This is a genomic window from Burkholderia sp. Bp9016 (assembly GCF_003857765.1).
GTDB lineage: Bacteria > Pseudomonadota > Gammaproteobacteria > Burkholderiales > Burkholderiaceae > Burkholderia.
In genome coordinates, this window is sequence record NZ_QTPY01000006.1 from 36,870 (window position 1) to 63,642 (window position 26,773).

General features: G+C 67.0%; 28 protein-coding genes and 2 pseudogenes. 14 read left to right on the plus strand and 16 right to left on the minus strand.

All coding sequences use genetic code 11. The annotated features are described in order from the left end of the window. Positions 1–49: 49 nt before the first annotated feature. Positions 50–319: a MoaD/ThiS family protein gene (locus tag DIE13_RS09185; protein WP_124826849.1), complete on the minus strand. Its 270-nt coding sequence runs from the start codon at positions 317–319 to the stop codon at positions 50–52. A gap of 128 nt (positions 320–447) precedes the next feature. Continuing rightward, positions 448–1,137: an aspartyl/asparaginyl beta-hydroxylase domain-containing protein gene (locus DIE13_RS09190; protein ID WP_124826850.1), complete on the minus strand. Its 690-nt coding sequence runs from the start codon at positions 1,135–1,137 to the stop codon at positions 448–450. Between the two features lie 237 nt (positions 1,138–1,374). Between DIE13_RS09190 and DIE13_RS09195 the strand changes: the two genes are divergently transcribed. Then, positions 1,375–1,719, plus strand: a complete 345-nt coding sequence (locus DIE13_RS09195; RefSeq protein WP_124826851.1) for a DUF4148 domain-containing protein — start codon at positions 1,375–1,377, stop codon at positions 1,717–1,719. Between the two features lie 70 nt (positions 1,720–1,789). Further along, positions 1,790–2,065: a DUF4148 domain-containing protein gene (locus DIE13_RS09200; RefSeq protein ID WP_124827035.1), complete on the plus strand. Its 276-nt coding sequence runs from the start codon at positions 1,790–1,792 to the stop codon at positions 2,063–2,065. Positions 2,066–2,115: 50 nt separating this feature from the next. Here the strand turns inward: DIE13_RS09200 and DIE13_RS09205 are convergent, their stop codons facing one another. The 3 genes from DIE13_RS09205 to DIE13_RS09215 all read right to left on the minus strand — a co-directional run bounded on the left by DIE13_RS09205 (position 2,116) and on the right by DIE13_RS09215 (position 4,837). Further along, positions 2,116–2,643, minus strand: coding sequence for a cytochrome b (locus DIE13_RS09205; protein WP_124826852.1), 528 nt, complete (start codon positions 2,641–2,643; stop codon positions 2,116–2,118). Positions 2,644–2,711: 68 nt separating this feature from the next. Further along, positions 2,712–4,181 carry an ATP-binding protein gene (locus tag DIE13_RS09210; protein WP_124826853.1) on the minus strand — a complete coding sequence of 490 codons (1,470 nt, stop codon included), beginning with the start codon at positions 4,179–4,181 and terminating at the stop codon, positions 2,712–2,714. Beyond that, positions 4,178–4,837 carry a response regulator gene (locus DIE13_RS09215; protein ID WP_124826854.1) on the minus strand — a complete coding sequence of 220 codons (660 nt, stop codon included), beginning with the start codon at positions 4,835–4,837 and terminating at the stop codon, positions 4,178–4,180. The genes DIE13_RS09210 and DIE13_RS09215 overlap by 4 nt, the downstream gene beginning before the upstream one ends. A gap of 286 nt (positions 4,838–5,123) precedes the next feature. Here DIE13_RS09215 and DIE13_RS09220 point away from each other — a divergent pair, with 286 nt between their 5' ends. The 3 genes from DIE13_RS09220 to DIE13_RS09230 all read left to right on the plus strand — a co-directional run bounded on the left by DIE13_RS09220 (position 5,124) and on the right by DIE13_RS09230 (position 7,790). Beyond that, the gene (locus DIE13_RS09220) at positions 5,124–5,474 is read left to right on the plus strand and encodes a hypothetical protein (RefSeq protein ID WP_124826855.1); all 351 of its coding nucleotides are present in this window, start codon (positions 5,124–5,126) and stop codon (positions 5,472–5,474) included. Between the two features lie 61 nt (positions 5,475–5,535). Next, complete coding sequence (hpnI, locus tag DIE13_RS09225; protein ID WP_124826856.1) at positions 5,536–6,705, plus strand: bacteriohopanetetrol glucosamine biosynthesis glycosyltransferase HpnI; 1,170 nt, start codon at positions 5,536–5,538, stop codon at positions 6,703–6,705. After that, positions 6,702–7,790: a lysylphosphatidylglycerol synthase domain-containing protein gene (locus DIE13_RS09230; RefSeq protein WP_124826857.1), complete on the plus strand. Its 1,089-nt coding sequence runs from the start codon at positions 6,702–6,704 to the stop codon at positions 7,788–7,790. The genes hpnI and DIE13_RS09230 overlap by 4 nt, the downstream gene beginning before the upstream one ends. A 68-nt stretch (positions 7,791–7,858) precedes the next feature. On the opposite strand, the gene denD is transcribed toward DIE13_RS09230, so the two are convergent. From denD to DIE13_RS09270, 8 genes are all read right to left on the minus strand, one after another. Then, positions 7,859–8,830 carry a D-erythronate dehydrogenase gene (gene denD / locus DIE13_RS09235; protein ID WP_124826858.1) on the minus strand — a complete coding sequence of 324 codons (972 nt, stop codon included), beginning with the start codon at positions 8,828–8,830 and terminating at the stop codon, positions 7,859–7,861. 28 nt (positions 8,831–8,858) lie between these two features. Next, positions 8,859–9,635 carry a 2-oxo-tetronate isomerase gene (gene otnI / locus DIE13_RS09240; RefSeq protein ID WP_124826859.1) on the minus strand — a complete coding sequence of 259 codons (777 nt, stop codon included), beginning with the start codon at positions 9,633–9,635 and terminating at the stop codon, positions 8,859–8,861. 62 nt (positions 9,636–9,697) lie between these two features. Continuing rightward, entirely contained in the window at positions 9,698–11,023 is a 1,326-nt protein-coding gene (locus DIE13_RS09245) for an MFS transporter (RefSeq protein ID WP_124826860.1), read from the minus strand. Between the two features lie 118 nt (positions 11,024–11,141). Continuing rightward, positions 11,142–11,780 (minus strand): aldolase, encoded by a 639-nt coding sequence (locus DIE13_RS09250; RefSeq protein WP_124826861.1) that lies wholly within the window; start codon positions 11,778–11,780, stop codon positions 11,142–11,144. Further along, the gene (gene otnK, locus DIE13_RS09255; protein WP_124826862.1) at positions 11,777–13,078 is read right to left on the minus strand and encodes a 3-oxo-tetronate kinase; all 1,302 of its coding nucleotides are present in this window, start codon (positions 13,076–13,078) and stop codon (positions 11,777–11,779) included. The genes DIE13_RS09250 and otnK overlap by 4 nt, the downstream gene beginning before the upstream one ends. Positions 13,079–13,097: 19 nt before the next feature. Next, positions 13,098–14,036 (minus strand): L-threonate dehydrogenase, encoded by a 939-nt coding sequence (gene ltnD, locus DIE13_RS09260; RefSeq protein WP_327796269.1) that lies wholly within the window; start codon positions 14,034–14,036, stop codon positions 13,098–13,100. A gap of 14 nt (positions 14,037–14,050) precedes the next feature. Continuing rightward, positions 14,051–14,755: a FadR/GntR family transcriptional regulator gene (locus tag DIE13_RS09265; protein ID WP_124826864.1), complete on the minus strand. Its 705-nt coding sequence runs from the start codon at positions 14,753–14,755 to the stop codon at positions 14,051–14,053. A gap of 186 nt (positions 14,756–14,941) precedes the next feature. Further along, positions 14,942–16,009, minus strand: a complete 1,068-nt coding sequence (locus DIE13_RS09270; protein WP_124826865.1) for a GlxA family transcriptional regulator — start codon at positions 16,007–16,009, stop codon at positions 14,942–14,944. 260 nt (positions 16,010–16,269) lie between these two features. Here DIE13_RS09270 and DIE13_RS09275 point away from each other — a divergent pair, with 260 nt between their 5' ends. The 8 genes from DIE13_RS09275 to DIE13_RS09310 all read left to right on the plus strand — a co-directional run bounded on the left by DIE13_RS09275 (position 16,270) and on the right by DIE13_RS09310 (position 25,238). Then, positions 16,270–17,655 carry an L-serine ammonia-lyase gene (locus DIE13_RS09275; RefSeq protein ID WP_124826866.1) on the plus strand — a complete coding sequence of 462 codons (1,386 nt, stop codon included), beginning with the start codon at positions 16,270–16,272 and terminating at the stop codon, positions 17,653–17,655. 15 nt (positions 17,656–17,670) lie between these two features. After that, positions 17,671–18,915 carry a sarcosine oxidase subunit beta family protein gene (locus tag DIE13_RS09280; RefSeq protein WP_006480591.1) on the plus strand — a complete coding sequence of 415 codons (1,245 nt, stop codon included), beginning with the start codon at positions 17,671–17,673 and terminating at the stop codon, positions 18,913–18,915. Positions 18,916–18,940: 25 nt separating this feature from the next. Continuing rightward, the gene (locus DIE13_RS09285) at positions 18,941–19,255 is read left to right on the plus strand and encodes a sarcosine oxidase subunit delta (protein ID WP_124826867.1); all 315 of its coding nucleotides are present in this window, start codon (positions 18,941–18,943) and stop codon (positions 19,253–19,255) included. After that, on the plus strand, positions 19,252–22,263 hold the full coding sequence (locus DIE13_RS09290; RefSeq protein WP_124826868.1) for a sarcosine oxidase subunit alpha family protein: 3,012 nt from the start codon (positions 19,252–19,254) through the stop codon (positions 22,261–22,263). The genes DIE13_RS09285 and DIE13_RS09290 overlap by 4 nt, the downstream gene beginning before the upstream one ends. Then, on the plus strand, positions 22,253–22,882 hold the full coding sequence (locus DIE13_RS09295; protein ID WP_124826869.1) for a sarcosine oxidase subunit gamma: 630 nt from the start codon (positions 22,253–22,255) through the stop codon (positions 22,880–22,882). The genes DIE13_RS09290 and DIE13_RS09295 overlap by 11 nt, the downstream gene beginning before the upstream one ends. After that, complete coding sequence (locus DIE13_RS09300) at positions 22,879–23,319, plus strand: dihydroneopterin aldolase (protein WP_124826870.1); 441 nt, start codon at positions 22,879–22,881, stop codon at positions 23,317–23,319. Before DIE13_RS09295 ends, DIE13_RS09300 begins: the two co-directional genes overlap by 4 nt. 249 nt (positions 23,320–23,568) lie before the next feature. Then, a complete protein-coding gene (locus tag DIE13_RS09305) occupies positions 23,569–23,886 on the plus strand; it encodes a helix-turn-helix transcriptional regulator (RefSeq protein ID WP_124826871.1) in 318 nt (105 codons plus the stop codon). After that, entirely contained in the window at positions 23,886–25,238 is a 1,353-nt protein-coding gene (locus DIE13_RS09310; RefSeq protein WP_124826872.1) for a HipA domain-containing protein, read from the plus strand. Before DIE13_RS09305 ends, DIE13_RS09310 begins: the two co-directional genes overlap by 1 nt. A gap of 43 nt (positions 25,239–25,281) precedes the next feature. Here the strand turns inward: DIE13_RS09310 and DIE13_RS09315 are convergent. Beyond that, positions 25,282–25,515, minus strand: a pseudogene (locus DIE13_RS09315) (hypothetical protein); the annotation flags it as partial. Positions 25,516–25,543: 28 nt separating this feature from the next. Here DIE13_RS09315 and DIE13_RS09320 point away from each other — a divergent pair. After that, positions 25,544–25,636 (plus strand): annotated as a pseudogene (locus DIE13_RS09320) (LysR family transcriptional regulator); the annotation flags it as partial. Between the two features lie 25 nt (positions 25,637–25,661). Here the strand turns inward: DIE13_RS09320 and DIE13_RS09325 are convergent. After that, complete coding sequence (locus DIE13_RS09325; RefSeq protein ID WP_234746007.1) at positions 25,662–26,048, minus strand: lysozyme inhibitor LprI family protein; 387 nt, start codon at positions 26,046–26,048, stop codon at positions 25,662–25,664. Positions 26,049–26,073: 25 nt separating this feature from the next. Next, positions 26,074–26,742, minus strand: a complete 669-nt coding sequence (locus DIE13_RS09330) for a lytic transglycosylase domain-containing protein (RefSeq protein WP_124826873.1) — start codon at positions 26,740–26,742, stop codon at positions 26,074–26,076. Positions 26,743–26,773: the final 31 nt, after the last annotated feature.

Consider the following 26,773-nt stretch of genomic DNA (forward strand, 5'->3'; position numbering starts at 1 on the left):
GTCTCCGGTGGGCGCGGTCGGACGCCGGCTTCGGTGAGGATGGGACCCTTTATCCTCCGGACAACGCTTGCACGACGTAGACGCGGCTGGCGTCGCCGAGCGCATCGGACAGATGCTGCCGGTCGCGCACCGGCTGGCCGTCGATGAACACCGACAGGTGCTTTCTCAGCGCGCCCTGGTCGTCGACGATGTAGCCGCGTAGCCGCGGCTGTGCGCCGAAGACGGTTTCAAGCGCTTCGCCGAGCGTCCGTGCGTCGATGTCGCGTTCGGACACGTCGATGTGCCGCTGGATCGACGCCGCGAAGAAGAGATGTGCCATGACAGTGGCTGGCAGAACCCGTGCGGAAATGGGCGGGATATCGGTTCTATAGTTTAGGCGATCGTTCGGGGCGGCGACGCAGCGATGTTGCTGCGTCGCGCAATGGCTGGCATGCGCCGGACGGTTTGCTAAACCGGGATCGACCGTCCCCGCAAACGGATGCCGAGCCGCACGATGCCGATCACCGCATTCGACAGCCACGTCAGCAAGCGCGGCATGCCGCGCCGGCGGATATCGAGCAGCAGCACGATCCGCACTTCGTCGCTGTCGTTCCACACCTCGTGCATGAACGTGTCGTCCCACAACAGGAAGCGGCCTTCGTCGAGCCGGTATTCGCTGCCGTCGACCTTCAGCACCGCAGCGGGCGAGCCGTCCGCGCGCTTCGGCATCGACAGCACCAGATAGCCGCGCAGGATGCCGCGGAACGGCCCGCGATGCGGCGGGATGTGCTTGCCCGGCGCGAGGAACGACAGCGATGCGGACAGCACATCCGGCGACGCCGTGACGATCGATGCGATGGTCGGGCAGCGCGACAGGTTGCGCGGGAACGGCTGGCCATACGCCTGCATGATGAACATCCGCCAGTCGCGCGTATCGTTGGCCGAGATGTCGTACTGCTCGCGCATGATCTCGTGAAAGCGCGGGATGCGCGGCATGTCGCGCGCGACGGCGAGTGCCTCTGCCTGAATGTCGGGCCACGCACGGACGAAACGTTCGGCATCGGGGAACACGGCCGTGTCGAGCACCGCGCCGCCGTCGATATGACGGTCGTAAAGCGTGCGAAGCCAGCCGGCTGCATAGTCGTAAGCGACGGACATGATCGAAGGGCGATCCACAGGATGTCGTCAGTCTGCCCCACGCGCGGTGGGGGCTGCGTTACGTCAGGTTACGCCGGCTAACGAACGAATGACAGCAGGGTGAACGGCCGGCGCCGATGATCCGGAAGGCGGGGAGGTATCGCCTTCGCCGCCGCGGCACACCCGGGAATAAACACGCGTCGGGCGTCGTCATACGGGATGTAGCACGTCGTCTCGTTGATCTCGGAGGAGTAGACCATGAACGGGTACTGGATGAAGGCCGCCACGGTGGCGGCAATGGCTTTCGCGGGTGTCGCGACGCAGGCGTCGGCCCAGGCGCTGACGCGCGCGCAGGTCAGGCAGGAACTGATCGACGCCGAACGACACGGGATGAGCCTCGTGACCGATACGTCGTATCCGGACGTGAGCCCGCTGTTCCGGCGGCAGGTCGAACGGATGCCGTGGTATCGGACCGAGGCCGCGCTCGGAAGCGAGCCGGCAGCGACTTCCGAGGCGGGCAGGCCGGCGGTGGCGCCATCGCGTCCCGGCCCGGTTGCGTGCGTCGGCCCGGAGAGCTTCTGCAGGCCTTATTTCGGAAGCTGACGCATTCGCTCGCGTCGCCGGGTTCGACATTCACGCGGTTGATCGCTACGGAACATGGATGGAGTTCGTGATGAAAACATATATCGCACTACTGATGATGATCGGTGCAATGGCCGGTCAGTCTGGGTTCGCGCAGTCGTCTGAGCCGCTGACGCGCGCACAGGTTCGAGAAGAACTGATTCGTCTGGAAGCGGCCGGGTACGAGCCGTCGAAGGGCGACGACGGCGAATATCCCGCGGACATTCAGGCTGCGCAGGCGCGGGTTGTGGCGCAGGAGCAGGCGAGGCCGGCGGCGTCCGGCGTGCGTGCCGTCACCGCGGGTACACCGCTGCAGGCCGGAAACTAGGCGCCCGCACGAGGGCGGGCTCGTCCCGTTTCATGCCCGCGGCGCGGGGATCACCACGGCATCATGCGCTGCATCACGCCGTCGCGCAGCACGAAGCGATGCGCGAGTGCGGCCGCCACGTGCAGGCAGATGCCGCCGAACAGCACCCATGCGAGGATGCCGTGCACGTCGCCCATCGCATGACCGAATCCGGAGCCGGCCGCCGACAGCGCCGGCAACGGCACGATCCCGAGCAGCGTCACGCTCCATGCACGCGACGATGCGTTGATCCAGCCGAGCAGCGGCACCGCGACCAGCAACGCGTAGAGGGCGACGTGCGTCGCACCGGACAGCGTGCGCATCACGGGCGACAGGTCGTCGGGGGGCGGCCTGTGCGTCACGCGCCAGAGCACCCGGCATGCCATCGCCGCGAGCAGCGCGGCGCCAACGATCAGGTGTGCGGCGATCAGGCCGACCGGTTGCGTGTCGCGATGCACGTCGGGCATCGTCCAGCCGATCGCATACTGCGCGACGATCAACGTCACGATCAGCCAGTGGAGAAGGCGCGCAACGGCGTCGTATCGGGCAGGTCCGGACATGAAAGCTCCTGACGGATGGCGGAGGGTATCGATGGGGCGGATTCTACGGGGGAATCCTTAACGAAACGTTAAGCGCGAGGCGTCGCGTGCGAACGGTCTGCGCGCTCGCTGCCCGGCTCCGATCCGGCTTCGTCTGCTGATGGCAGCGCGATCACGATGCCGAGGCCCTGGCCGTCGATGCCCGTTCCGAATCGCACGGTGCCCCCGAAGTACTGGGCAATGCGCGTGACGATCGACAACCCGAGCCCGCTGCCCGGCGCCTGCGCGCCGCTGCCTCGATAAAAGCGGTCGCCGAGCCGTTCATGTTCGCCGTGCGCGACGCCCGGCCCGTCGTCGCGCACGACGATGCGCTGCACGGCGCCGTCGTCGTGCACGCCCAGCGCGATGTGTCCGCCCCGATGTCCGTACTTGATCGCGTTGTCGATCAGGTTGTCGAGCAGGATGCCGATCAGGATCGGATCGGCCGGCACCGCGCGCACCGATGCGCCGGTCGCCCGGATGTCGATGGCATGGTCCGACGCTTTCGCGGCGTGGCGGTCGATGGCGGCGTCGACGAGTTCGCGGAGGTCCACGGCGCGCGCCGGAATGCGTTCGTATTCGTCGAGCCGCGCGAGCAGCAGCAACTGCTCGGCAAGTCGCGCGCTGCGGTCGACGCCTTGCACGACGCGCTGCATCGCGAGCTGCTGGCGCGCCGGATCGTCGGTCGCGAGCGCCACCTGGGCCTGCACCTTGATCGCGGCCAGCGGTGTCTTGAGTTCGTGCGCCGCATCCGACGTGAACGCGCGCTCGCGCACGATCGATTGGCGCAGGCGGCCCAGCAAGCGGTCGATCGCGTCGACCAGCGTGCGCACTTCGTCCGGCACGGTGACGACGCCGAGCGGTTCCAGCGATCGCGCATCGCGCGCGCCGATCAGTGTCGACAGCGTTTTCAGCGGGGCGAGGCTGCGCCCGATCATGTACCACAGCAGGAGCGCGAGCACAGGCAGCGCGACGACCAGCGGCAGCACGATGCCGCGCGCGATCCCGGTCGCCAGGTCGCTGCGCGTATTGGTCGGCTCGATCACGCGCACCCATCGGCCCGACGCGTCGTCGTGTAGCGCATACGTGCGCCACGGTGCGTCGTGGACGACGATCGTCACCGGCGCGTCGTGCCCGTCGTGCCCGTCGTGTGCATTGTGTGTATCCGTCGACCCGGCAGCGCCCGCCGGCAGGCTCGATGCAACGACCTTGCCCTGCGCATCGCGCACTTCGAACAGCACGTCGCGCGGCAGGCGATCGCCGTCGGTGTCGGCGTCGTGTCTCGATGCGCCGCGAGCGAGTTCTACGCGCGCGTCGGGCGGGATGCGGGCAAGACGATCGAGATCGGCCGGCGACAGGTTGACCAGCAGCGACGCGTATTCGACGAGACGCGCATCTTCCCATTCGCCGATTTCGCGCGTCGCGTGCCGGAAGCTGCTGAATACGGCGACGAGCCACACCACGGTCACGCAGCCGAGCGCCATCAGCGAGACGCGGCGCCGTATCGAGCGCGAGATCATGGCTTGTCGACGACGTAGCCGATGCCGCGCACGGTTCGGATCAGCTCCGCGCCGAGCTTCTTGCGCAGGTTCGAGATATGGACCTCGATCGCATTGCTTTCGATGCCTTCCTGCCAGCCGTACAGGCCGTCCTCGAGACGCGAGCGTGACTGAGGCGTGCCCGCGTGACTGACGAGTTGCACCAGGATGCTCCATTCGCGCGACGTCAGCGCGATGCGCGACGCATTGCGGGTGACCGTATGGGCGGCCAGATCGATCGTGATGTCGCGCCAGACGATCTCGTCGCCGGCGCGGCCCTGCGAACGGCGCACGAGTGCACGGCAACGGGCGAGCACTTCGCTCAGCTCGAACGGCTTCGCGAGATAGTCGTCGGCGCCGTCGTCGAGGCCGCGGACGCGGTCGGCCACGGTGCCGCGCGCGGTCAGGACGAGCACCGGCGTCGTATCGCCCCCGTCGCGCAACGCGCGCAGCAGTTCCGATCCGGATTTCCCGGGCAGCCCGAGATCGAGCACGACGAGCGCGAAGCGCGTCGTCGCGAGTGCCGCGGCGGCCGCGTGGCCGTCGCGCAGCCAGTCGACTTGGTAGCCGGCCTGGCCGAGGCTGATCTCGAGGCCGCTGCCGATCAGGTCGTCGTCTTCAACAAGGAGGAGTCGCATGGTCGATCCGTATGCAGGCGTGTGCGATTGTACGAGCGTGGCCGCGAGTTCGTGCAACGGAACGTAATCGCGCCGCGTCGAATGTCGACCGATTCTGAAGAACGCTTAAGGTTTGCCGCCGGCATTCCCGCTACCATCGGCCACACCGTTTCCCGGTTATCCCCCGCTTCTCCAGGTCCCGAACGGCTCGGCACGTTCGGCACGGACCGCACACGGGGCCCCGAATCCGCGACCCGTCGATCGAACCGGATCGACGCCGGTCGACTGCACGGGAGGTTTGTTCGTGATGGCACCCTCGACGATCGAGCGATGGCGCGCCCATCTGCTGATCGCCGCGCTGGCCGGCATGGTCATCCAGTGCTTCGTGCTGGTGTCGTTGCTCGCGCTGCGCGTACCCGAAGCATTTTTCACCACGATGACATTTCGCGCATGGACCGTCGTTGCGATCGCGACGGCAATCCTGTCGGCCCGCAAGGTTGCCGACGCTGCGTTTGCGACCGCGCTCGCGTGCGGCGACGTGTGCGTGAGCGGGATCGATCGTTGCACGGTAGCCGTGTCATCGGATTGCGCGTACCGTGCGTGGGTCATTCTCTACATCCGGCTCAACGGCAACCGTTTCGACCGCGTGTGTGGATGAGCCCGTGCGCGCGGTGCCGGTCCCGGCGTCGCGGTCGTACGGGAAACCATGGGGACGAAGCATGGTCTTGCTGCATGTGGCGCACGCGCTGGCCTGGGCAATGTCGGTCGTTTGCGGGCTCGGCGCGGTGCTGGGCACGGCGTACACGATCGTGGCCAGCGTGCTGGTCGGCCGGTTCTTTTCCCGCGCGGCGGCGATGCCGCGCGATTTTCCGGGCGTCACCATCGCGAAGCCGCTGCACGGCGACGAGTGGCAGCTCGTACAGCATCTTGAAAGCTTCTTCGTCCAGGACTATCCGGGTCCGGTTCAGCACCTGTTCGGCGTGCACGATGCGGACGACGCCGCGCTCGACGCCGTCGCGACGCTGCGCGCGCGCTATCCGGACGCGAACATCGCGGTCGTCGCCGACGCGCGGCTGTACGGGCCGAACCGGAAGATCGCCAATCTCGTCAACATGCTCGAACGCGCGGAGCACGCGGTGCTCTGTCTCGCCGACAGCGACGTGCTGGTCGAGCGGGATTATTTGCGCGCCGTCGTCGGCGCGTTGCAGGAGCCGGAGGTCGGGATCGTGACGAGCGTGTATCGCGGCGTCCCGTCGCCGGGCTTCTGGCCTCGTGTCGCGGTCGCGATGACGAACTACCATTTTCTGCCGGGCGTGATCACCGGGCTTTTCATCGGTCGCGCGCGGCCGTGCTTCGGCCAGACCATTGCGATCACGCGCACGACGCTCGAACGCATCGGCGGCCTCGCGCGCTTCGCCCATCACCTGGCCGAAGATCACGCGCTCGGCGAAGCGGTGCGGCAGGCCGGCGCGCGGGTTGTCGTTCCGCCGTTCGTGGTCGGGCACGCGTGCGTCGAGGACACGTTTGCCACGCTGTACGCGCACGAATTGCGCTGGAGTTGCACCATCCGCGCCGCGGACCGGATCGGTCATGCCGGTTCGGTGCTGATGCATCCGTTGCCGCTCGCGCTGCTGGCGCTGCTGCTGTCCGGCGGCGCGCCGGCCGCGTGCGTGCTGACGGCGGCCTCGCTCGCCGCTCGCGCGCTGCTGATGGTGAAAACGGGCCGTGCAACCGGCGCGGGGCTGAGCGGCGCGGCGTGGTTGCCGCTCGTCGATCTGCTGCAGTTCGCGGTGTTCGTGTCGAGCTTCTTTTCGTCGCACGTCATCTGGCGCGGCACACGGTTTCGCGTCGACCGCGAGGGTCTGCTGTCGCCGGCGGGGAAATCATGACGCACGACACGCATTCCGGCGACGACGGTACGCGCCCGCCGTCCGTGCGTGGCGACGCACGGCTGCGGCATGCGGGCCGCCTGGCTGCGCTCGCGGGGCTGGCGATCGCGGTATGGCTGATCTGGCGCGAGCATCCGCTCGATATCCTGCACCGCCTCGAGGCGGCCGGTGCCGGGCTGCTGGTCGCCGCGCTCGTCCATATCCTGCCGATGCTTGCGAATGCGTGGGACTGGCGGATGCTGATTCGCGGCCGGCGCCGGCCGTCGTTCGCGACGATGCTGAAAATCGTCTGGATCCGCGAATCGATCAACGGGTTGCTGCCGGTCGCGCGGATCGGCGGCGAAATCGTGTCGTTCAGCCTGCTGCGGCAGGCCGGTGTGCGGCCGGCAACCGCCGTCGCGAGCCTCGTCGCCGACATGCAGCTCACGCTGATCAGCCAGCTGGTGTTCGCGCTGGTCGCGATCGGCTACGTGCTCGAGCGCGTGTCGTCCGATGCCGCGCGCGTGGCCGCGCAGCTCGCGATCGGGATGGCGGCGCTGGTGCCGGTGCTGCTGCTGTTCGCGCTGGTTCAGCATGCGCGGCCGTTCGAGCGGGCGATGCGCGCGCTCAACCACATCACGAGCGGAAAGGTCTATGCGCTGGTCGGCGAATCGGCGCGTACCGATCAGTCGATCCGAATGATCTGGAGAAAGACGGGGATCGTCGTCCGCTATCTGGGCATCTGGCAGACGCTGCAGTTTGCCGGTTATGCGCTGGAACTCTGGCTCGCGCTGCGTTTTCTCGGCACCGATGCGACTTTCGCGCAGGCGCTCGCGATCGAGGCGCTGATCCAGCTGCTGAGCAGCATCGCGTTCCTGATGCCGGGCGGGCTCGGCGTGCAGGAGGGCGGCTTCGTGTTGATCGGCGGCCTGCTCGGGTTCGACGCGTCGACCTGTCTGGCGCTGGCCGGCGCGCGGCGGGTGCGCGATCTGCTGTTCTATCTGCCGGGTTTGCTCGCGTGGCAGCACGCGGTCGGCGCGGCACGCCCGCCGGGCGGCGCGAAACCCGCGTCGATGCGTATCGGCGAATCCACCGGGCGGCGCTGAGCAGCGCGGCCCGATGTGGCTGCCTGCCGGCGCGGCCCGTTGCGGGCCGGGCGCGGCAGGCGCGACCGTCAACCGCGTTCGTCGGCGATATGACTGCGGATCACGTCCGCGAACGACGTATCGCCCTTCAACCCGAGCGCTTCGGCGCGCGTCGTGTCCCAGCGGCCCGGCCAGCTGCCGACGATCTTCTCGACACGCTCGTCCGGTGCATGGCGAATCAGCTTCACGACGTCGTCGCCGGCCACTTCGCGCAGCGCCGCGATCATTTCGTCGACCGACACCGACAGGCCGGGCAGGTTGATCACGCGCTTGTTGCCGAGCTTCGCGCTGTCGATCTCGCAGCCCGCGACGAGCGCCTCGATCGCGCCGCGCGGCGACAGCAGCCACAGCCGCGTCGACCCCGGCACCGGGCACACGCTTTCCTCGCCATTGAGCGGCTCGCGGATGATGCCGCTCGCGAACGACGACGCAGCCGCGTTCGGGCGGCCCGGCCGCACGCTGATGGTCGGCAGGCGCAGCACGCGGCCGTCGACGAAGCCGCGACGGGCGTAGTCGCACAGCAGCAGCTCGGCGATCGCCTTCTCCGCGCCGTACGACGATTGCGGGTTCAGCGCGGTGTCGTCCTGCACGACGTCGGGCAGCACGCCGCCGTAGACGGCGACCGAGCTCGTGAACACGACGCGCGGCTGGTGGCCGCGCGCGCGGCACACTTCGAGCAGCGCGCGCGACGCGTCGAGGTTGATCCGCATGCCGAGATCGAAATCGGCTTCGGCTTGCCCGCTGACGATCGCCGCGAGATGGAAGATCGCATTCGTCTGCGTGTCGATCGCGCTTTCGAGCACCGCGCGATCGGCGATGTCGCCGACGATCGACTTCACGCGTGCGTCGCCGAAATCGCTGCCCTTGACGACGTCGAGCAGCACCAGCTCGTCGATCTTCCCGATACGGCCGTCGGGGCCGGTCAGTTCGCCGCGCTCGAGCAGCTTGCGTGCGAGACGCTGGCCGAGAAAGCCGGCGCCGCCCGTGATCAGTACTTTCATTTGGATTGCCCTCTTCGAATGCTTTGAATTACAGGTAAGGCTTGAGCCAGCCGAGCCCTTCCGACGTGCCGGCCTTCGGGCGATATTCGCAGCCGATCCAGCCGTCGTAGCCGAGCGCGTCGATCAGCGCGAACAGGTACGGGTAGTTGAGTTCGCCGATGTCCGGCTCGTGGCGCTCTGGCACGCCGGCGATCTGGATGTGGCCGATGCCCGCGAAATCGCGCTTGAGCTTCATCGCGAGATCGCCCTCGACGATCTGGCAGTGATAGCAGTCGAACTGCACCTTCAGGTTCGGCGCGCCGACTTCCGCGCAGATCGCCTGCGCGTCGTCCTGCCGGCTCAGGAAATAGCCGGGCATGTCGCGCTGGTTGATCGGCTCGATCAGGATCGTGATGCCGTGCGCGGCAGCCGCCTGCGTCGCATGCCGCAGGTTCGACAGGTAGGTATCGCGATGGCGTGCGCGGTCCGCGCCCGGCGCTACCATGCCGGCCATCACGTGCAGCTTCCTGTTGCCGAGCACGCGCGCATAGTCGAGCGCCTGGTCGATGCCGCGGCGGAACTCGTCCTCGCGGCCCGGCAGCGACGCGATCCCGCGCTCGCCGGCGGCCCAGTCGCCGGGCGGCGCGTTGAACAGCGCCTGTTCGAGGTTGTGCGCGTCGAGGCGCGCACGGATGTCCCCGGCGGCGAAGTCGTACGGGAACAGGTACTCGACGGCCTTGAAACCGTCGTAGGAGGCAGCAGCGAAGCGTTCGAGGAACGCGTGCTCGGTGTACATCATCGAGAGGTTGGCGGCGAAGCGGGGCATGGCAGCGGGTCCTGTGAATGAGTGGGGCGGGGCGTCGCGCCCCGCGTCGAATGACGTGCGCGTCAGCGGTTCACGAGCTTCGCGGGCGTGAGCCACACGGCGATCGCACCGATCACGAGCATCGCCGCGAGCATGTACATGCCGGACGACGTGCTGTGCGTGACGTCCTTCAGGTAGCCGATCACGTACGGGCTTGCGAAGCCGGCGAGGTTGCCGACCGAGTTGATGATCGCGATCCCGGCGGCGGCGGCGGAGCCGGCGAGAAACGCGGTCGGCAGCGACCAGAACAGCGGTGCGCAGGTCAGCACGCCGCCTGCCGCGAGCGACAGGAACACGATCGACACCGCCGTATTGTGCGAGTACGACGCGGCGACCGCAAATCCGACCGCGCCCATGAGCGCCGGCACGATCAGGTGCCAGCGGCGTTCGCGGCGCTTGTCCGCGCTGTGGCCGAACAGGTTCATCACGAAGATTGCGACGAGGAACGGAATCGCGGACAACAGGCCGATCTGGAACGTATCGGTGATCCCGGTGGATTTGACGAGCGTCGGCATCCAGAACGTCAGGCCGTACTGGCCGGTGACGAACGCGAAGTAGATCAGCGACATCCACCACATGCGCGGGTCGGCGAACACGGCCTTCAGCGAATGGCCGTGCTGTTGCCGTTCCTGCGGCTGCGCGGCGATTTCCGTTTCGAGCAACTGCTTCTCGCGCTCGTCGAGCCACTTCGCGCTGCGGATGTTGTTGTCGAGATAGAGGATCGTCGCGATGCCGACGAGCACGGCCGGCACGGCTTCGATCATGAACATCCATTGCCAGCCGTGAAAACCCGAGCCGCCGTGAAAGCGCTCCATGATCCAGCCCGACAGCGGGTTGCCGAAGATGCCCGACACCGGGATCGCGGACATGAACACCGCGATGATCTTCGCGCGGCGATGCGACGGGAACCAGTACGTGAGGTACAGGATCACGCCCGGATAGAAGCCGGCTTCCGCGAGACCGAGCAGGAAGCGCAGCACGTAGAACTGCGTCGGTGTCTTCACGAACGCGAACACCGCCGACAGCAGCCCCCACGTGATCATGATCCGCGCGATCCAGATGCGTGCGCCGATGCGGTGCATCAGCATGTTGCTTGGCAGTTCGAACAGAAAATAGCCAAGGAAGAAGATGCCGGCGCCGAGGCCGAACACTGTTTCGCTGAACGCGAGATCCTGCGACATCTGCAGCTTCGCGAAGCCGACGTTGACGCGGTCGAGATACGCGACCACGTAGCAGAGCATCAGGAACGGCACGATGCGCCAGAACACTTTCCTGTAGGTGCGATCGAGTTCGGCCGCTTGGGCGGGCGCGGCGGGCGAGCGGCTTGCGGCCGCATCGAATGCAGTCATTGTCGTCTCCATGAATGTCGTGTGCCGGCGGCGCGTACGCCGCCGGATCGTGTGTGCTGACGGAAGGGCCCGCGCACACGGCGGGCATGGGAATCGGTGCGGATGCGTGCGCGACGGGTTACCAGCGTGCGCCGAAGGTGTCGCGCAGTTCGTCGAGCGCCGCGTCGGACAGCGGCTCGGGCTTCGGGTGCGTCATCAGCCACAGCCGCGCGGTTTCCTCGAGCTCCTCGAGTGCATACGACGCGTGCGACACCGACGGCCCCCACATCACCGGCCCGAGGCGGTCGAGCAGCACGCCGCGCACCTGGTCGGCCAGCGCGGCGACTTCGGCCGCGACGGCCGGGTCGCCGGGGCGGCGATAGCGGATCAGCGGAATGTGGCCGACCTTCATCACGTAGTACGGCGTGATCGGCGGCAGCACGTCGGTGTCGCGCCACACGCCCGCGAGCGTCAGCGCGACGAGGTGCGTCGAATGCGTATGGACGATGCCGTTCGCTTGCGTGTTGCGCGCGTAGATGCCGCGGTGCAGCGCGAGCGTCTTCGACGGCTTGCCGCCCGATATGGGCTGGCCGTCGACGCCGACCTTCGCGATGTCGTTCGGGTCGAGCCGGCCGAGGCAGGCATCGGTCGGCGTGATCAGCCAGCCGTCGGCAAGCCGCGCGCTGATGTTGCCGGCGCTGCCGACCGCATGGCCGCGCGCATACAGGCTCGCGCCGACGACGCAGATTTCTTCGCGCAGTTTCGCTTCGACGCTCATCGTGCGGCTCCGTCCAGCGCGCGCAGCGCCTTGTCGAAAAAGTCCACCGTGCCGAAGTTGCCGGATTTCAGCGCGAGGCCGAGCGGCTGCGCGTCGATGGTGGCGGTGGCGGGCACGCCCGGATCGATCTGCGCGCCGATCTGCAGCGACTTCACGTCAAGCGCCTGCACGACCGCGCCGGACGTCTCGCCGCCGGCGACGACGAACTTGCGCACGCCGAGCGCGCGCAGGCCGCGGGCGATCTCCGCGAGCGTGCTTTCGACGAGATGGCCGGCCGCTTCGACGCCGAGCGCCTGCTGGACGGCCCTCACCTCGTCGGGCGTCGCCGTTGCATAAATCAGCACGGGCTGCGGCAGGTGCGCGCGCGCGAAGGCCAGTGCGTCGTCGACGACGGGTTCGCCGCGCGAGGCCGCGAGCGGATCGATCCGGAAGCTCGGCCGGCTGTCGCGCCACACGGCGACCTGTGCATTGGTCGCCTTCGATGCGCTGCCGGCGAGCACCGCCGACAACCCGTCGATGCGCGGCAGCGACGCCGCGTTGTCGCGCGCGGGCAGCAGCCCCGCGCGGCGGAAATTCTCCGGCAGGCCGAGCGCGATGCCCGAGCCGCCGGTGACGAGCGGCAGGCTCGCGCATGCTTCGCCGAGCACGTGGAGATCGTGGTCCGACAGCGCATCGGCGATCGCGAAGCGCACACCGTCCGCACGCAGCGCGTCGATGCGCGCACGTACGGCAGCCGCGCCCTGCGCGATCGTGTCGTAGCGGATCAGGCCGACCGGCGACGTCGTTTGCCGCTGGAGCACGCGCACGAGGTTCGCGTCCTGCATCGGCGTGAGCGGGTGGTTTTCCATTCCCGATTCGTTCAGCAGCACGTCGCCGACGAACAGGTGGCCGCGGAAGATCGTGCGGCCGTTCTCGGGGAACGCCGGGCACGCGATCGTGAAGCCGCCGTCGGTCGCATCGAGCAGCGCGTCGGCCACCGGCCCGATGTTGCCCGCGTCGGTCGAGTCGAACGTCGAGCAGTACTTGAAGAAGAATTGCCGGCAGCCCTGCGCGCGCAGCCATGCGCAGGCGGCGAGCGATTGCGCAACGGCGTCGGCGGCGGGAATCGTGCGCGACTTCAGCGCGACGACGATCGCGTCGGCGTCGATGACCGTGTCGGCAGCGGCGCCGTCGGCGGGCACGCCGATCGTCTGCACGGTGCGCATGCCGCTCTTGACGAGCATGTTCGCGAGATCGGTCGCGCCGGTGAAATCGTCGGCGATGCAGCCGAGCAGGGGACGGGAAGCGGAAGCGGTCATGGCAGGAACGTCGTTCGAATCAGCGGGCAGGCGGCAGCGTGATGCCGGGGAAAGTCTTGATCACGGCGGAATCGTCCTCGCCGCCGTGGCCGGCGCTCGACGCGCTCATGAACATCTGGTGCGCGGTGGCCGACAGCGGCAGCGGGAACTTGCTGCGGCGCGCGGTATCGAGCACGAGGCCGAGATCCTTCACGAAGATGTCGACGGCCGACAGCGGCGTGTAGTCGCCGTTCAGGATGTGCGGCACGCGGTTCTCGAACATCCACGAATTGCCGGCGCTATGCGTGATCACGTCGTACAGCGCGTCCGCATCCACGCCTTCGCGCAGGCCCAGCGCCATCGCTTCGGCGGCCGCGGCGATATGCACACCGGCCAGCAGCTGGTTGATGATCTTCACCTTCGAGCCGACGCCGTGCGTGTCGCCGAGGCGATAGACTTTGCCGGCGATCGCGGCGAGCACGTCGTCGCAGCCCGCATACGCGGCGGCGGGGCCCGATGTCATCATCGTCATTTCGCCCGACGCCGCGCGCGCGGCGCCGCCGGACACCGGCGCATCGAGCATCTGCAGGCCCGCGGCCTCGATGCGCGCACCGAGTGCAACGGCGAATTCGGGGGCGACGGTCGCGCTCGCGATCACGACGCCGCCCGGCTTCATCGCGGCGACCGCGCCGTGCTCGCCGAACAGCACCGTTTCGGTTTGTGCGGCATTGACGACGAGCGTGACGACGACGTCGCACTGCGCACCCAGTTCGGCCGGCGTCGTGCAGGCCACGCCGCCTTCGGCCGCGAACGCCTGCAGCACGGTGTCGCGCACGTCGCATGCGTGCACGCGAAAGCCGGCGCGCAGCAGCGAGCGCGCGACGCCTAGGCCCATCGCGCCGAGGCCGATGACTCCAACATTTCGTGACATGGTCAACCTTGATCGATTCGGGAGAGGTTCGGGACAACGGCGGCGCACGCGCGCCGCCGGCTTCAGCAGATGCCGGCTTCCGCGAGACGTCGGGCAGCGTTGTACATGTGAGTGCGCGCCGCGTTGCGTGCCGCCATCGGGTCGCGCGCGCGGATCGCGTCGGCGATCGCCGCGTGTTCGTCGCGCACCTGGCGCGAGAAGTCGTCGCGCGTCGCTTCGTTGCGCCGCGTGACCTTCACGCCCGCTTCGAGGTACTGGTTCAGGAACTGCAGCGTCTTCAGGAAATACGGGTTGCCGGTGACGGCCGCGATCGTGCGGTGGAACGCGACGTCTTCCGCGACGCCGTCGCGGCCTTCGGCCACCGCATCGTCGATCCTGCGCAGCGCGTCGTCGATGTCGGCCATGTCGTCGTCGGTGTGGTGCAGCGCGGCTTCGGCCGCGACTTCAGCCTCGATCGCGCGGCGCACAGCGAGCAGGTGCGGCAGCGAGCTGGCTTCGACCGCTTCCGCGTAGTCGATCCGCAGCGGCCGGATCGCGCCGTGCTGGTTCACGTACACGCCGCTGCCCTGGCGCGGCTCGACCACGCCTTCGTTCTTCAGCCGCGAGATCGCCTCGCGGATCACGGTGCGGCTCACGCCGAATTCCTGCGCGAGCACGGCTTCCGTCGGCAGCTTGCCGCTGGCCGAGAAACTGCCGACTTCGATCTGCTTGAGCAGTTGCTGCGCGACATGGTCGCTCATCGCACGGGCGGGAATTTTCTCGAACATGACGCTCTAGTTTGTAAGGTGATGTGGTCATCATACAAATTTGAATGTGCGTCAGCATCCGGGATAACCCTCGGTTAATGCGCTGTAACGTCGGTCAAATTGATTGGAACCGGTTCCAATTGGCGGTAAAAATGGCTATCGCGCGCGGTTCGGCGCGCGATAGGGAGCGAAAAAGGGTGTCTTGCGTCAGTCGGCGATGTCTTCGACGGGATCGGTCACGGCCGGCGCCGCGACTTCCGCTACGTCTCCGCCGCGCTCGCGATACGTCGCGGGCGGCACGCCGAACTGCTTGCGGAATTCACGCCCGAGGTGCGACGCGTCGGCGAACCCGCAACTCGATGCGATATCGGCGACGGTGCGATCCGAACTGGTCAGCAGCCATGCGGCCGTGCGCAGCCGCACCTGTTTCGCGAACGCCTGCGGGCTCTTGCCCGTCTCGGCCTTGAACAGACGCTCGAGCTGGCGTGTCGACATGTCGAGCTTGGCCGCGAGTTCTTCGAGCGGCAGCGCGCGCCCGACATGCTGTTCCATCAGAAGAATCGCACGTTTGACCTTCGGGTGCGTGGCCGGCTCGAGGCCGGGCGGATGCGGCTGCGGCGCATTGCCTTTCTGCATCTCGCCAACGAGGAGGATACGCAGCGCCTTCTGCACCGTCGCATGGTCGAAATGGCGCAGCAGGATCGCGGCGGCGACGTCGATCGACGCGCGGCCGCCCGAACACGTGATCCGGCGCCGGTCGATCACGAACAGCCGGTCGGCGATCAACAGGTCGGGATCGGCGCTCGGGAAGCGCTCGATGAAATCCCAGTAGTGGAACCAGCTCACGCAGGTGCGGTAGCCGTCGAGCACGTTCGCGCGCATCAGCGTAAACACGCCCGTGCAAATCCCGACGACCGTCGCGCCGCCCGCCGCCGCCTGGCGGATGAACTGGAGCGTTTCGGGGCCGGCCTGCGGCCCCGAATGCAGCAGGCCACCCACCACGACCACGTAGTCGAACGGCTCGGCCGCATCGAAGGTTTCCCACGGCGTGATCTGGATCCCGCAGCTTGCGCGCACCGGCGCGAGGGTTTCGCCGATCACGCTCCAGGCGCAGCGCACGGGCTTGCTGTAGTCGCCGTCGTCGGCCGACAGCCGCAGCATGTCGACGAAACCCGAGAACGCGGTCAGCGTGAAATTCGGCAGCAGCAGGATGCCGAAGCGAATGCGCTGCGGCGCGGGTTCGGCGAGGGGGGAAGCGGGTACGTCGGGTGTCATCGCGGTAAATCTCGTCACGCCGGGCAGGCGGGTCTCACTCGTTTCACTCAGTTTGGGGGCACGGCTGCCGGCGCGCGCATCGCCGGCCGACTTGTGCTTTTTCGTCGCGAACCATCGTCAAAACGTACTTTCGGACCGACCTTTTCGGGGCTTGGCGGCGGTGTCCCACGCCGATGCCGTTTTTGTTCTATCGGCCAATTTTACGCTTTGATGTACTGATGCCAACGACATTTCACGTACGTCCACCCAGAGGAAGTCAGATGAACGTCAGCGCGTTCGACCTGTTCAAGATCGGTATCGGCCCGTCCAGTTCGCATACGGTCGGCCCGATGATCGCCGCCTGCCGCTTCGCGTCGCATATCGAAGATGCGAACCTGCTCGGCTTCGTGCGCCGCGTGCGGGTCGAACTATACGGCTCGCTCGGTGCAACGGGCAAGGGCCACGGCACCGACAAGGCCGTCTTGCTCGGTCTCGAGGGCCATCTGCCCGACACGATCGATCCGGACCTGATCGAGCCGCGGCTCGCGGCGATCCGTGCGGAGAAGTCGCTGTCGCTGCTCGGCAAGCAGACGATCCGCTTCGACGAGAAGGAAAACATCGGCTTCTATCGCAAGCTGATGAGCGGCACGAGCATCGTGCATCCGAACGGGATGCGCTTCCAGGCGTTCGACGAGCACGGCCAGCTGCTCGTCGAGAAAGAGTATTACTCGGTCGGCGGCGGCTTCGTCGTGAACCGCGACGGCGATCGCGTGAACGGCGTGCGCGCGGCGGCCGAAGTGCCGTATCCGTTCCGCACCGGCGACGACCTGATGCGCCAGTGCCGCGAACACGGCCTGTCGATCGCCGAACTGATGCTGCGCAACGAAAGCGCGCTGCGTTCGGCCGACGAGGTGCGCGCCGGGCTGCTCGCGATCTGGCGCACGATGGCCGCATGCGTGGAGCGCGGCTGCAAGGTCGAAGGCGAACTGCCGGGCCCGATGCGCGTGAAGCGCCGCGCGGCCGAACTGAACGGCCGCCTGCGCGCGCGTTCGGAGGAGTCGCTGCGCGATCCGCTGTCGATGCTCGACTGGGTCAACCTGTATGCGATGGCCGTCAACGAAGAGAACGCCGCGGGCGGCCGCGTCGTCACCGCACCCACCAACGGCGCGGCCGGCGTGATTCCCGCCGTGCTGCACTACTACGTGAAATTCGTGCCGGGCTCGAGCGAGGCCGGGATTGTCGAATTCCTGCTGACGGCCGCGGCGATCGGGATCATCTACAAGGAAACCGCGTCGATCTCCGGTGCGGAAGTCGGTTGCCAGGGCGAAGTGGGCGTTGCGTGCTCGATGGCCGCCGCCGCGCTCGCCGCGGTGATGGGCGGCACGCCCGACCAGGTCGAGAACGCCGCCGAGATCGGCATGGAGCACAACCTCGGCATGACCTGCGACCCGGTCGGCGGGCTCGTGCAGATTCCGTGCATCGAGCGCAACGCGATGGGCGCGATCAAGGCGCTCAACGCGTCGCGCATGGCGCTCAAGGGTAACGGCCAGCACTACGTGTCGCTCGATTCGGTCATCAAGACGATGCGCGAGACAGGTGCGGACATGAAGACGAAATACAAGGAAACGTCGCGCGGCGGTCTTGCCGTGAACGTCATCGAATGCTAACGAAGGATCACTAACATGAGCCGCTACTCGATATTCAGCCTGTTCCGCAACGGCCTCTCGTATCACGAGAACTGGGAAAAGCAGTGGAAGAGCCCGGAACCGAAGAAGGAATACGACGTCGTGATCGTCGGCGGCGGCGGCCACGGCCTCGCGACCGCGTATTACCTCGCGAAGGAGCACGGGATCACGAACGTCGCGATCCTCGAGAAGGGCTGGATCGGCGGCGGCAACACCGCGCGCAACACGACGATCGTGCGCTCGAACTACCTGTGGGACGAATCGGCCGCGCTGTACGAGAAGGCGATGAAGCTGTGGGAAGGGCTGTCGCAGGATCTCAACTACAACGTGATGTTCAGCCAGCGCGGCGTGATGAACCTCGCGCACACGCTGCAGGACGTGCGTGACACCGAGCGTCGCGTGAATGCGAACCGGCTGAACGGCGTCGACGCCGAATTCCTGACGCCCGCGCAGATCAAGGAAATCGAGCCGACGATCAACCTGAACAGCCGCTACCCGGTGCTCGGCGCATCGATCCAGCGCCGTGCGGGCGTCGCACGTCACGACGCGGTGGCCTGGGGCTTCGCGCGCGGCGCGGACCGCGCCGGCGTCGACATCATCCAGAACTGCCAGGTGACGGGCATTCGCCGCGAAGGCGGCGCGGTGGTCGGCGTCGATACGGTGAAGGGCTTCATCAAGGCGAAGAAAGTCGCGGTGGTCGCGGCCGGCAACACGACGACGCTCGCCGACATGGCCGGCGTGCGCCTGCCGATCGAAAGCCACCCGCTGCAGGCGCTGGTGTCCGAGCCGATCAAGCCGGTGGTCAACTCGGTGATCATGTCGAACGCGGTGCACGCGTACATCAGCCAGTCCGACAAGGGCGATCTCGTGATCGGCGCGGGTATCGACCAGTACACGGGCTTCGGTCAGCGCGGCAGCTTCCACATCATCGAAAGCACGCTGCAGGCGATCGTCGAGATGTTCCCGGTGTTCTCGCGCGTGCGGATGAACCGCCAGTGGGGCGGCATCGTCGACGTGTCGCCGGACGCCTGCCCGATCATCACCAAGACCGACGTGAAGGGCCTGTATTTCAACTGCGGCTGGGGTACCGGCGGCTTCAAGGCGACACCGGGCTCGGGCTGGGTGTTCGCGCACACGATCGCCCGCGACGAACCGCATCCGCTGAACGCACCGTTTGCACTCGACCGCTTCTACACGGGTCACCTGATCGACGAACACGGCGCTGCCGCCGTCGCGCACTAACCCCCGCACTGAAGGAGAAAGAAACATGTTGCTGATCGAATGTCCGTGGTGCGGGCCGCGCGCCGAATCCGAGTTCACGTGCGGCGGTGAAGCCGACATCGTGCGCCCGGTTGCGAACGAGAACATGACCGACCGCGAATGGGGCGAGTACGTGTTCATGCGCGAGAACAAGCGCGGAATTCACCGCGAGCAATGGCTGCACACGCAGGGTTGCCGCCGCTGGTTCAAGGTGACGCGCGACACGGTCACCTACGATATCAAGGGCTACGAAAAGTTCGGTGGGGCTGCCGTCAGTGGCGCAGCCGCCGGCAACGCACACGAAGAGGGCACGAGCAAATGAGCCAGAAAGACCGCCTCGGCACCGGAGGCCGCATCAATCGCGCGATTCCGTTGACGTTCACGTTCAACGGCCGCACGTATCAGGGCTTCCAGGGCGACACGCTCGCATCCGCGCTGCTCGCGAACGGCGTGCATTTCGTCGCGCGCAGCTTCAAGTACCACCGTCCGCGCGGGATCGTGACGGCGGACGTCGCGGAACCGAATGCCGTCGTGCAGCTCGAAACCGGCCCGTACACGGTGCCGAATGCGCGCGCGACCGAGATCGAGCTGTACCAGGGCCTCGTCGCGACGAGCGTGAACGCCGAACCGTCGCTCGAGAACGACAAGTACGCGATCAACCAGAAGCTGTCGCGCTTCATGCCGGCGGGCTTCTACTACAAGACCTTCATGTGGCCGCGCAACATGTGGCCGAAGTACGAAGAGAAGATCCGCGAGGCCGCCGGCCTCGGCAAGGCGCCTGAAGTGCTCGACGCCGATCGCTACGACAAGTGTTACGCGCACTGCGACGTGCTCGTGGTCGGCGGCGGGCCGTCGGGCCTCGCGGCCGCGCATGCGGCGGCCACGGCAGGCGCGCGCGTGATCCTCGTCGACGACCAGCGCGAACTCGGCGGCAGCCTGCTGTCGTGCCGTGCGGAAATCGACGCGAAGCCGGCGCAGCAGTGGGTCGAGAAGATCGAGGCCGAGCTGCGCAAGTTGCCCGACGTGACGATCCTGTCGCGCAGCACCGCGTTCGGCTACCAGGACCACAACCTCGTGACGGTCACGCAACGCCTGACCGATCACCAGCCGGTGTCGATGCGCAAGGGTACGCGCGAACTGCTGTGGAAGATCCGCGCGAAGCGCGTGATCCTCGCGACCGGCGCGCACGAGCGTCCGATCGTGTTCGGCAACAACGACCTGCCGGGCGTGATGCTCGCGGGCGCGGTGTCCACCTACATCCATCGCTTCGGCGTGCTGCCGGGCCGCAACGTGGTCGTGTTCACGAACAACGATCGTGCGTACCAGACCGCGCTCGACCTGAAAGCGTGCGGCGCGAAGGTGACGATCGTCGATTCGCGCGCATCGTCGAACGGTGCGTTGCCGGCGGCGGCAAAGCGGCAGGGCGTGACGGTGATGAGCGGTGCGGTCGTCACGGCCGCTTCGGGCAAGTGGCGCGTATCGTCGGTCGACGTCGCGTCCTATTCGAACGGCAAGACGGGCGGCAAGATGCAGTCGTTGCCGTGCGATCTCGTCGCGATGTCGGGCGGCTTCAGCCCGGTGCTGCACCTGTTCGCGCAGTCGGGCGGCAAGGCGTGCTGGAACGACGAGAAGGCGTGCTTCCTGCCGGGCAAGCCCGTGCAGGCCGAGGCGAGCGTCGGTGCGGCCGCGGGCGAGTTCGGTCTCGCCCGTGCGCTGCGGCTCGCGCTCGACGCGGGCGCCGAAGCGGCGAAGGCCGCGGGCTACACGGCCGCGCAGCGCCCCGTCGCGCCGCAGGTCGCTGAAACCGTCGAAGGCGCGCTGCAGCCGTTGTGGCTGGTCGGCAGCCGCGAGGCTGCGCCGCGCGGGCCGAAGCAGTTTGTCGACTTCCAGAACGACGTGGCCGCCGCCGACATCCTGCTGGCCGCTCGCGAAGGTTTCGAGTCGGTCGAGCACGTGAAGCGCTACACGGCGATGGGCTTCGGCACCGATCAGGGCAAGCTCGGCAACATCAACGGGATGGCGATCCTCGCGCAGGCGCTCGGCAAGACGATTCCGGAAACGGGCACGACGACGTTCCGCCCGAACTACACGCCGGTATCGTTCGGCACGTTCGCGGGCCGCGAAACGGGCGACTTCCTCGATCCGATCCGCAAGACGGCCGTGCATGAATGGCACGTCGAGCACGGTGCGATGTTCGAAGACGTCGGCAACTGGAAGCGGCCCTGGTATTTCCCGAAAAACGGCGAAGATCTGCACGCGGCCGTGAAGCGCGAATGCCTCGCGGTGCGCAACAGCGTCGGCATCCTCGACGCGTCGACGCTCGGCAAGATCGATATCCAGGGTCCGGACGCGGTGAAGCTGCTGAACTGGATGTACACGAACCCGTGGAACAAGCTCGAAGTGGGCAAGTGCCGCTACGGGCTGATGCTCGACGAAAACGGTATGGTGTTCGACGACGGCGTGACGGTGCGCCTCGCCGATCAGCATTTCATGATGACGACCACCACCGGCGGCGCGGCTCGCGTGCTGACGTGGCTCGAGCGCTGGCTGCAGACCGAATGGCCCGACATGAAGGTGCGGCTCGCGTCCGTCACCGACCACTGGGCGACGTTCGCAGTGGTCGGCCCGAAGAGCCGCAAGGTCGTGCAGAAGGTGTGCCAGGACATCGACTTCGGCAACGATGCGTTCCCGTTCATGAGCTACCGCAACGGCACCGTCGCAGGCGCGAAGGCGCGCGTGATGCGGATCAGCTTCTCGGGCGAACTGGCCTATGAAGTGAACGTGCCGGCGAACGCGGGCCGCGCGGTATGGGAAGCGCTGATGGCGGCCGGTGCCGAGTTCGACATCACGCCGTACGGCACCGAGACGATGCACGTGCTGCGCGCGGAGAAGGGCTACATCATCGTCGGACAGGATACCGACGGGTCGATCACGCCGTACGACCTCGGGATGGGCGGCGTCGTCGCGAAGTCGAAGGACTTCCTCGGCAAGCGCTCGCTGTCGCGCTCGGATACGTCGAAGGAAGGCCGCAAGCAGTTCGTCGGCCTCTTGACCGAAGACGAACAGTTCGTGCTGCCGGAAGGCGCGCAGATCATCGCGAAGGACACGCAGGTGTCGGCGACCGATCCGACGCCGATGCTTGGCCACGTGACGTCGAGTTATTACAGCCCGATCCTGAAGCGCTCGATTGCGCTGGCCGTGGTGAAGGGCGGTCTGAACAAGATGGGCGAGAGCGTCGTGATTCCGCTGGCCAACGGCAAGCGCATCACCGCGAAGATCTCGAGCCCGGTTTTCTATGATACGGAAGGGGTGCGCCAGCATGTGGAATGAAACGAGAAACCAGACGCCGGTGGCGGGCGCGAGCGTGACGCTCGAATCGCCGCTCGTCGGCGCGGCCGATGTGCTGAAGCCGCACCAGGCGCGCGTATCGAAGAAGTTCACGCTGCGCGAGCGGCCGTTCCTCGATCTCGTGAACGTGCGCGGCGAGCTGAGCGACCCGGTCTTCGTCAGCGCGTTCGAGCGCGTGGTCGGCTGCCGGCCGCCGGCGGCGCCGAACACGGTGGCGCGCGGCGCGGAGTACGACGTGCTGTGGCTCGGTCCTGACGAGTGGCTCGTGCGCTCGAACGGGCCGGTGCAGGCCGGCGTGCTCGAGGGCCGGCTCGCGGAGGCCGTGCAGGGTCTGTATGCGGCGGCCGTCGACGTCGGCAGCGGCTACACGGTGGTGGAAATCAGCGGCGAACGCGTGCGCGACGTGATCGCGCGCGGCTGCCCGCTCGATCTGCATCCGCGCGTGTTCAAGCCGGGCCAGTGCGCGCAGTCGCACTACTTCAAGTCGCCGATCACGCTGATCCCGACCGGCGACGATACGTTCGAGATCGTCCTGCGTCGCAGCTTCGCCGACTATTTCGTGCGCATCATGCTCGACGCCGCGGCGCCGCTCGCATCATGAAGCCGTTCGACGAACCGTTCGTGGCGATCGAATCGCCGCGCCTGCGCGGGCGCGGCTGGAGCGTGTTCGTCGACGAATTGAAGGTGCCTGCGCGGATCGGCATCCATGCTCACGAGCACGAGGCGCCTCAGCCGATCGTGGTCGATGCGCGGCTCGGGTATCGCTGCGAGCCGAGCGAGCAGGGCGAGTGGATCGACTACGACGGCTACTGCGCGCGTCTCGCGTCGTTCCTGTCGCACAAGCCGCATACGCGGCTGCTCGAAACGCTGGTCGCCGACATCGCGGTGCTGTCGTTTCGCGAATGGCCGGCGCTGGAGTCGCTGACGCTGTCGGTGTACAAGCCGAAGATACGGCCGGGCACGAAGCGCGTCGGCGTGTCGCTCGATTGGACGCGCGGGGATTACCTTCGGTGGACGGGGGCGGCGGGGCAGTTGTAGGCAGAGGGGACCGGATCGACGCAGGTGATCCGGCGACAGGGCGAACACGGCGGCGCGGATGCGCCGCCGTGTTCGTTTATAGTTCCTGAAATATGCGATCAATGTGGTGCCGCTACCTGTTCCGGTATTTATTCCTGAAATAACGGAATTATCGGCGGCCACGTCTGCGAACCACTATAATTCCGATATTCTCGGAACTATGCCGGTCGCTCGCTCGCGCCGGCGCTTTGTTCCTGAAATTTCGGAATTATGGCCCGCACCCTACCGCAACCCATCCCGACCCCCGATCCGCTCGCAGCCGACCTGGCCGCACTCGGAGCGCTCGTGCGCAACCGGCGAGCGCAGACCCGGATGCGGATCGACGATGCGGCCGATATGCTCGGCGTGTCGAAGGATGTGCTGTCGCGGCTCGAAAACGGCCGCGCGGTGAGTCTCGACAAGCTGTTCAAGGTACTGGACGGCTTCGGCCTCAATTTGCTTGTCGTGCCGAAACGCGATGTACAGACGGCGCGCAACGTATTGCGCGATCAGGCGACGGTACGCGCTGGCTCGTCCGGGGGCGCGTGATGATTCATCGCCTGCGCATTTCGGCCGACGGCTCGCCGGTCGGGCAGTTGACTTATGATGCTCGCCGCAACGACTACGGCTTCTCGTACGATCCGGCGTGGCTGGTGCGCGGCGATGCGTTTGCGTTGTCGCCATGCATTCCGCTCGATGTCGGCACGCCGCCGGAGGGTGCAATCCAGCGCTTCGTGGGCAACCTGCTCCCCGAGGGCCGCGCACTCGACGTTGCCGCATCGATGTATCAGATATCGAAGGACAACGTCTTCGGCCTGATCCGGATGCTCGGCAAGGAGCCCGTCGGCGCGCTGAGCTTCGTCCCGGTCGACGACTCGGCCGCGCGAGCGCCTGACACCCTCGAGCCCGTACGGCGACCGATCTCGGCGGAAGAATTGACCGACCGTATCCGTAAGCGCGATGCGATTCCGTTTTCCGTCTGGGACGATCGGGTGCGCCTGTCGATCGCCGGCCATCAGGACAAGCTGCAGGTACTCGTCGAGGGGGAGCGGTATGCGCTTGTCGACGGGGCGCTCAGCAGCTCGCATATTCTGAAGCCGGAATCGCGCAGCTCGAATGCGCCGTTCATGGTGGCCAACGAGCATTTCTGCATGACGCTGGCGCGCCACATGGGATTGCCGGTCGCGCATGTCGAGATTCGGCGTATCCCCGAGACGATTCTGCTGATCGAACGATTCGATCGGCTCGTGACGACCGAACCGGACGATCCGCAGCGCGTGAGCTCGGTGCGGCGACTGCATGTCATTGATGGATGCCAGGCCCTCGACTTGCCGGCGACGCTCAAATACGAACGCAATCTCGGCAACAACGAGGACATCCGCAATATCCGCGAAGGCGTGAGCTTCGAGAAACTGTTTTCGCTGACACCGTCGCTCGAGACACCCGCCGCAGCACGTTCAGCGATGTTGCGCTGGGCGCTGTTGCAACTGCTGATCGGCAACAGCGATGCACACGGCAAGAACATTTCGTTTTTCGTCAGCAGTGGCGGGCTCGATCCGGCGCCGCTTTACGATCTGGTGTGCGTGAACGTGTACGGCGACGCTTACGTGCAGGATATGGCGATGGCCTACGGGGATGTGTTTCGCACCGAGGAACTGACCGCTTTCGCGCTCGCGGACTTCGCGCATCGTGCGCGGATCCGGCCGGCGCTCGTTGCGCGTGAAATGACACGGATGGCGACGCTGGCTGCCAAACTGGCGCCCGGGCTGGCGGAGTCGGGCGTTTATGCAGGCGACGAGCGTGCGTGGGTGCATCGTATTTCGGAATATGTGCGCGTTCAGGCCGAGCGAGCCCTTCGCATTGCGCCCATGGTGCCGAAGGTCGACGTCGCGCTGCTCTGATCCCGCGCTTCGCCGACCATCGCCGCGACACCGATCCGGCATGTCACGGCGATGGCCCCGAATTGACGCCGTTACCCGCAACTGCGCTGCTCAGCGCCGGATAGTCGACGTACCCGCGCGCATCGCCGCCGAAGAACGTGTCGCGCTGCGCGTCGTTCAGCGGCGCGTCCGTCTTCACGCGCGTCACGAAATCCGGTTGGGCGAGCGCCATCTGGCCTTACGTTTCGAGATCGGCCACGCCGGACGCCACGTCCGCAACGATCGCGACCCGCGTGCGATTCTCGATCGACCCGCCGTATTCATCGCTGCCCGTTTATGCGATGACGGAAACGCGGCTGCTGCCTGCGAAGACGCAGCGCTTCATCGGGTTTCTGCGCGCGCACTTCGCACGCGAATGACGGGGGAAGCGCGTCGTCCCGCCGCTCAGGGCGACGCGTCCAGTTGCGCTTCCCACTTCTTCAGGATGCGCACGCGCGCGTCGCTGAAATCGACCAGGCAGTTCATCCAGGCGTCGTCCGGAATCATCCGCTGCGGATTCGCGGCTTTCACGTAATCGCAGGTGTCGCCGGCGAAGCTGGTCCAGCTCGCCTGCGATTGCGCGAGCCGGATGGCCGCATCGGGGTTGCGTCGCTGGAGCTTGCGCTGGAGCGACCGGTACGCACGGTCGACTTGCTGCTCGCGGGCGTCGAGTGCGCAGCGGCGCACGGCTTCCATCGTCGGCCCCCGTTGTTCGCAGCCGACGGCGGCGAATGCCGCAACGGAGCGGGCCGACAGCGCGGCGATGACGAGCAGGCGGGCAGCGGGGCGCACGGGCGAGTGAACGGGAAAGCCGCGCCTACTTCGCGCTGCGGGTCGCGGCGGGCGCCGCGGTCGACGGATCGCTGACCGGCACCATATGCGCTTTGCCGTCGTTCGCGTTTTGCGTGCCGTCTTCGGGGTCGAGCACGAACCGGAACGTGTCGACGCGCTGCATGACCTTTGCTGCATACGCATTCGAGCCGCCGTAGTTCTTCAACCCGGCCTGCACGTTGCCGCCGGCCGCCCGCACGTAGCCCGACAGGATCGCGGAACCGGCCTCGACGTTGGCGTTCGGCTCGGTCAGATCCTTCACGTTGCGCAGCAGGCCGCGATGCGCAGCCGGCACGACCTGCATCAGCCCGGTCGCGCCATGCTGGCCGCGCGCCTTCTCCTGGAAGCGCGATTCGATCGAGATGATGGCGTAAACGAGTGCCGGAGGCAGTGAATATTTCGTCGCAGTGACGCTCACGATATCGGCAAGCTTCGCGGCCCGCTCTTTCGCGACACCGAATTTCTTCGTCAGGTAGGACGTGATGCGGCGGTTTGCTTCGTTCGGCTGATCGTTCGCGACCGGTGCGGAGGCATCGATCGGCGCGGATGCGGCCGCTTCGGGCGCGGGCGCCGGCAACACGGCCGCCTGCTGCGCCGAGGCCTGCTGCGCAATGCCGAGCGAAAGCACGATCAGCCAGAAAAACCGTCGTCGCATGGTGAAGGGCGGGGGGATGGGAGGCGCATAG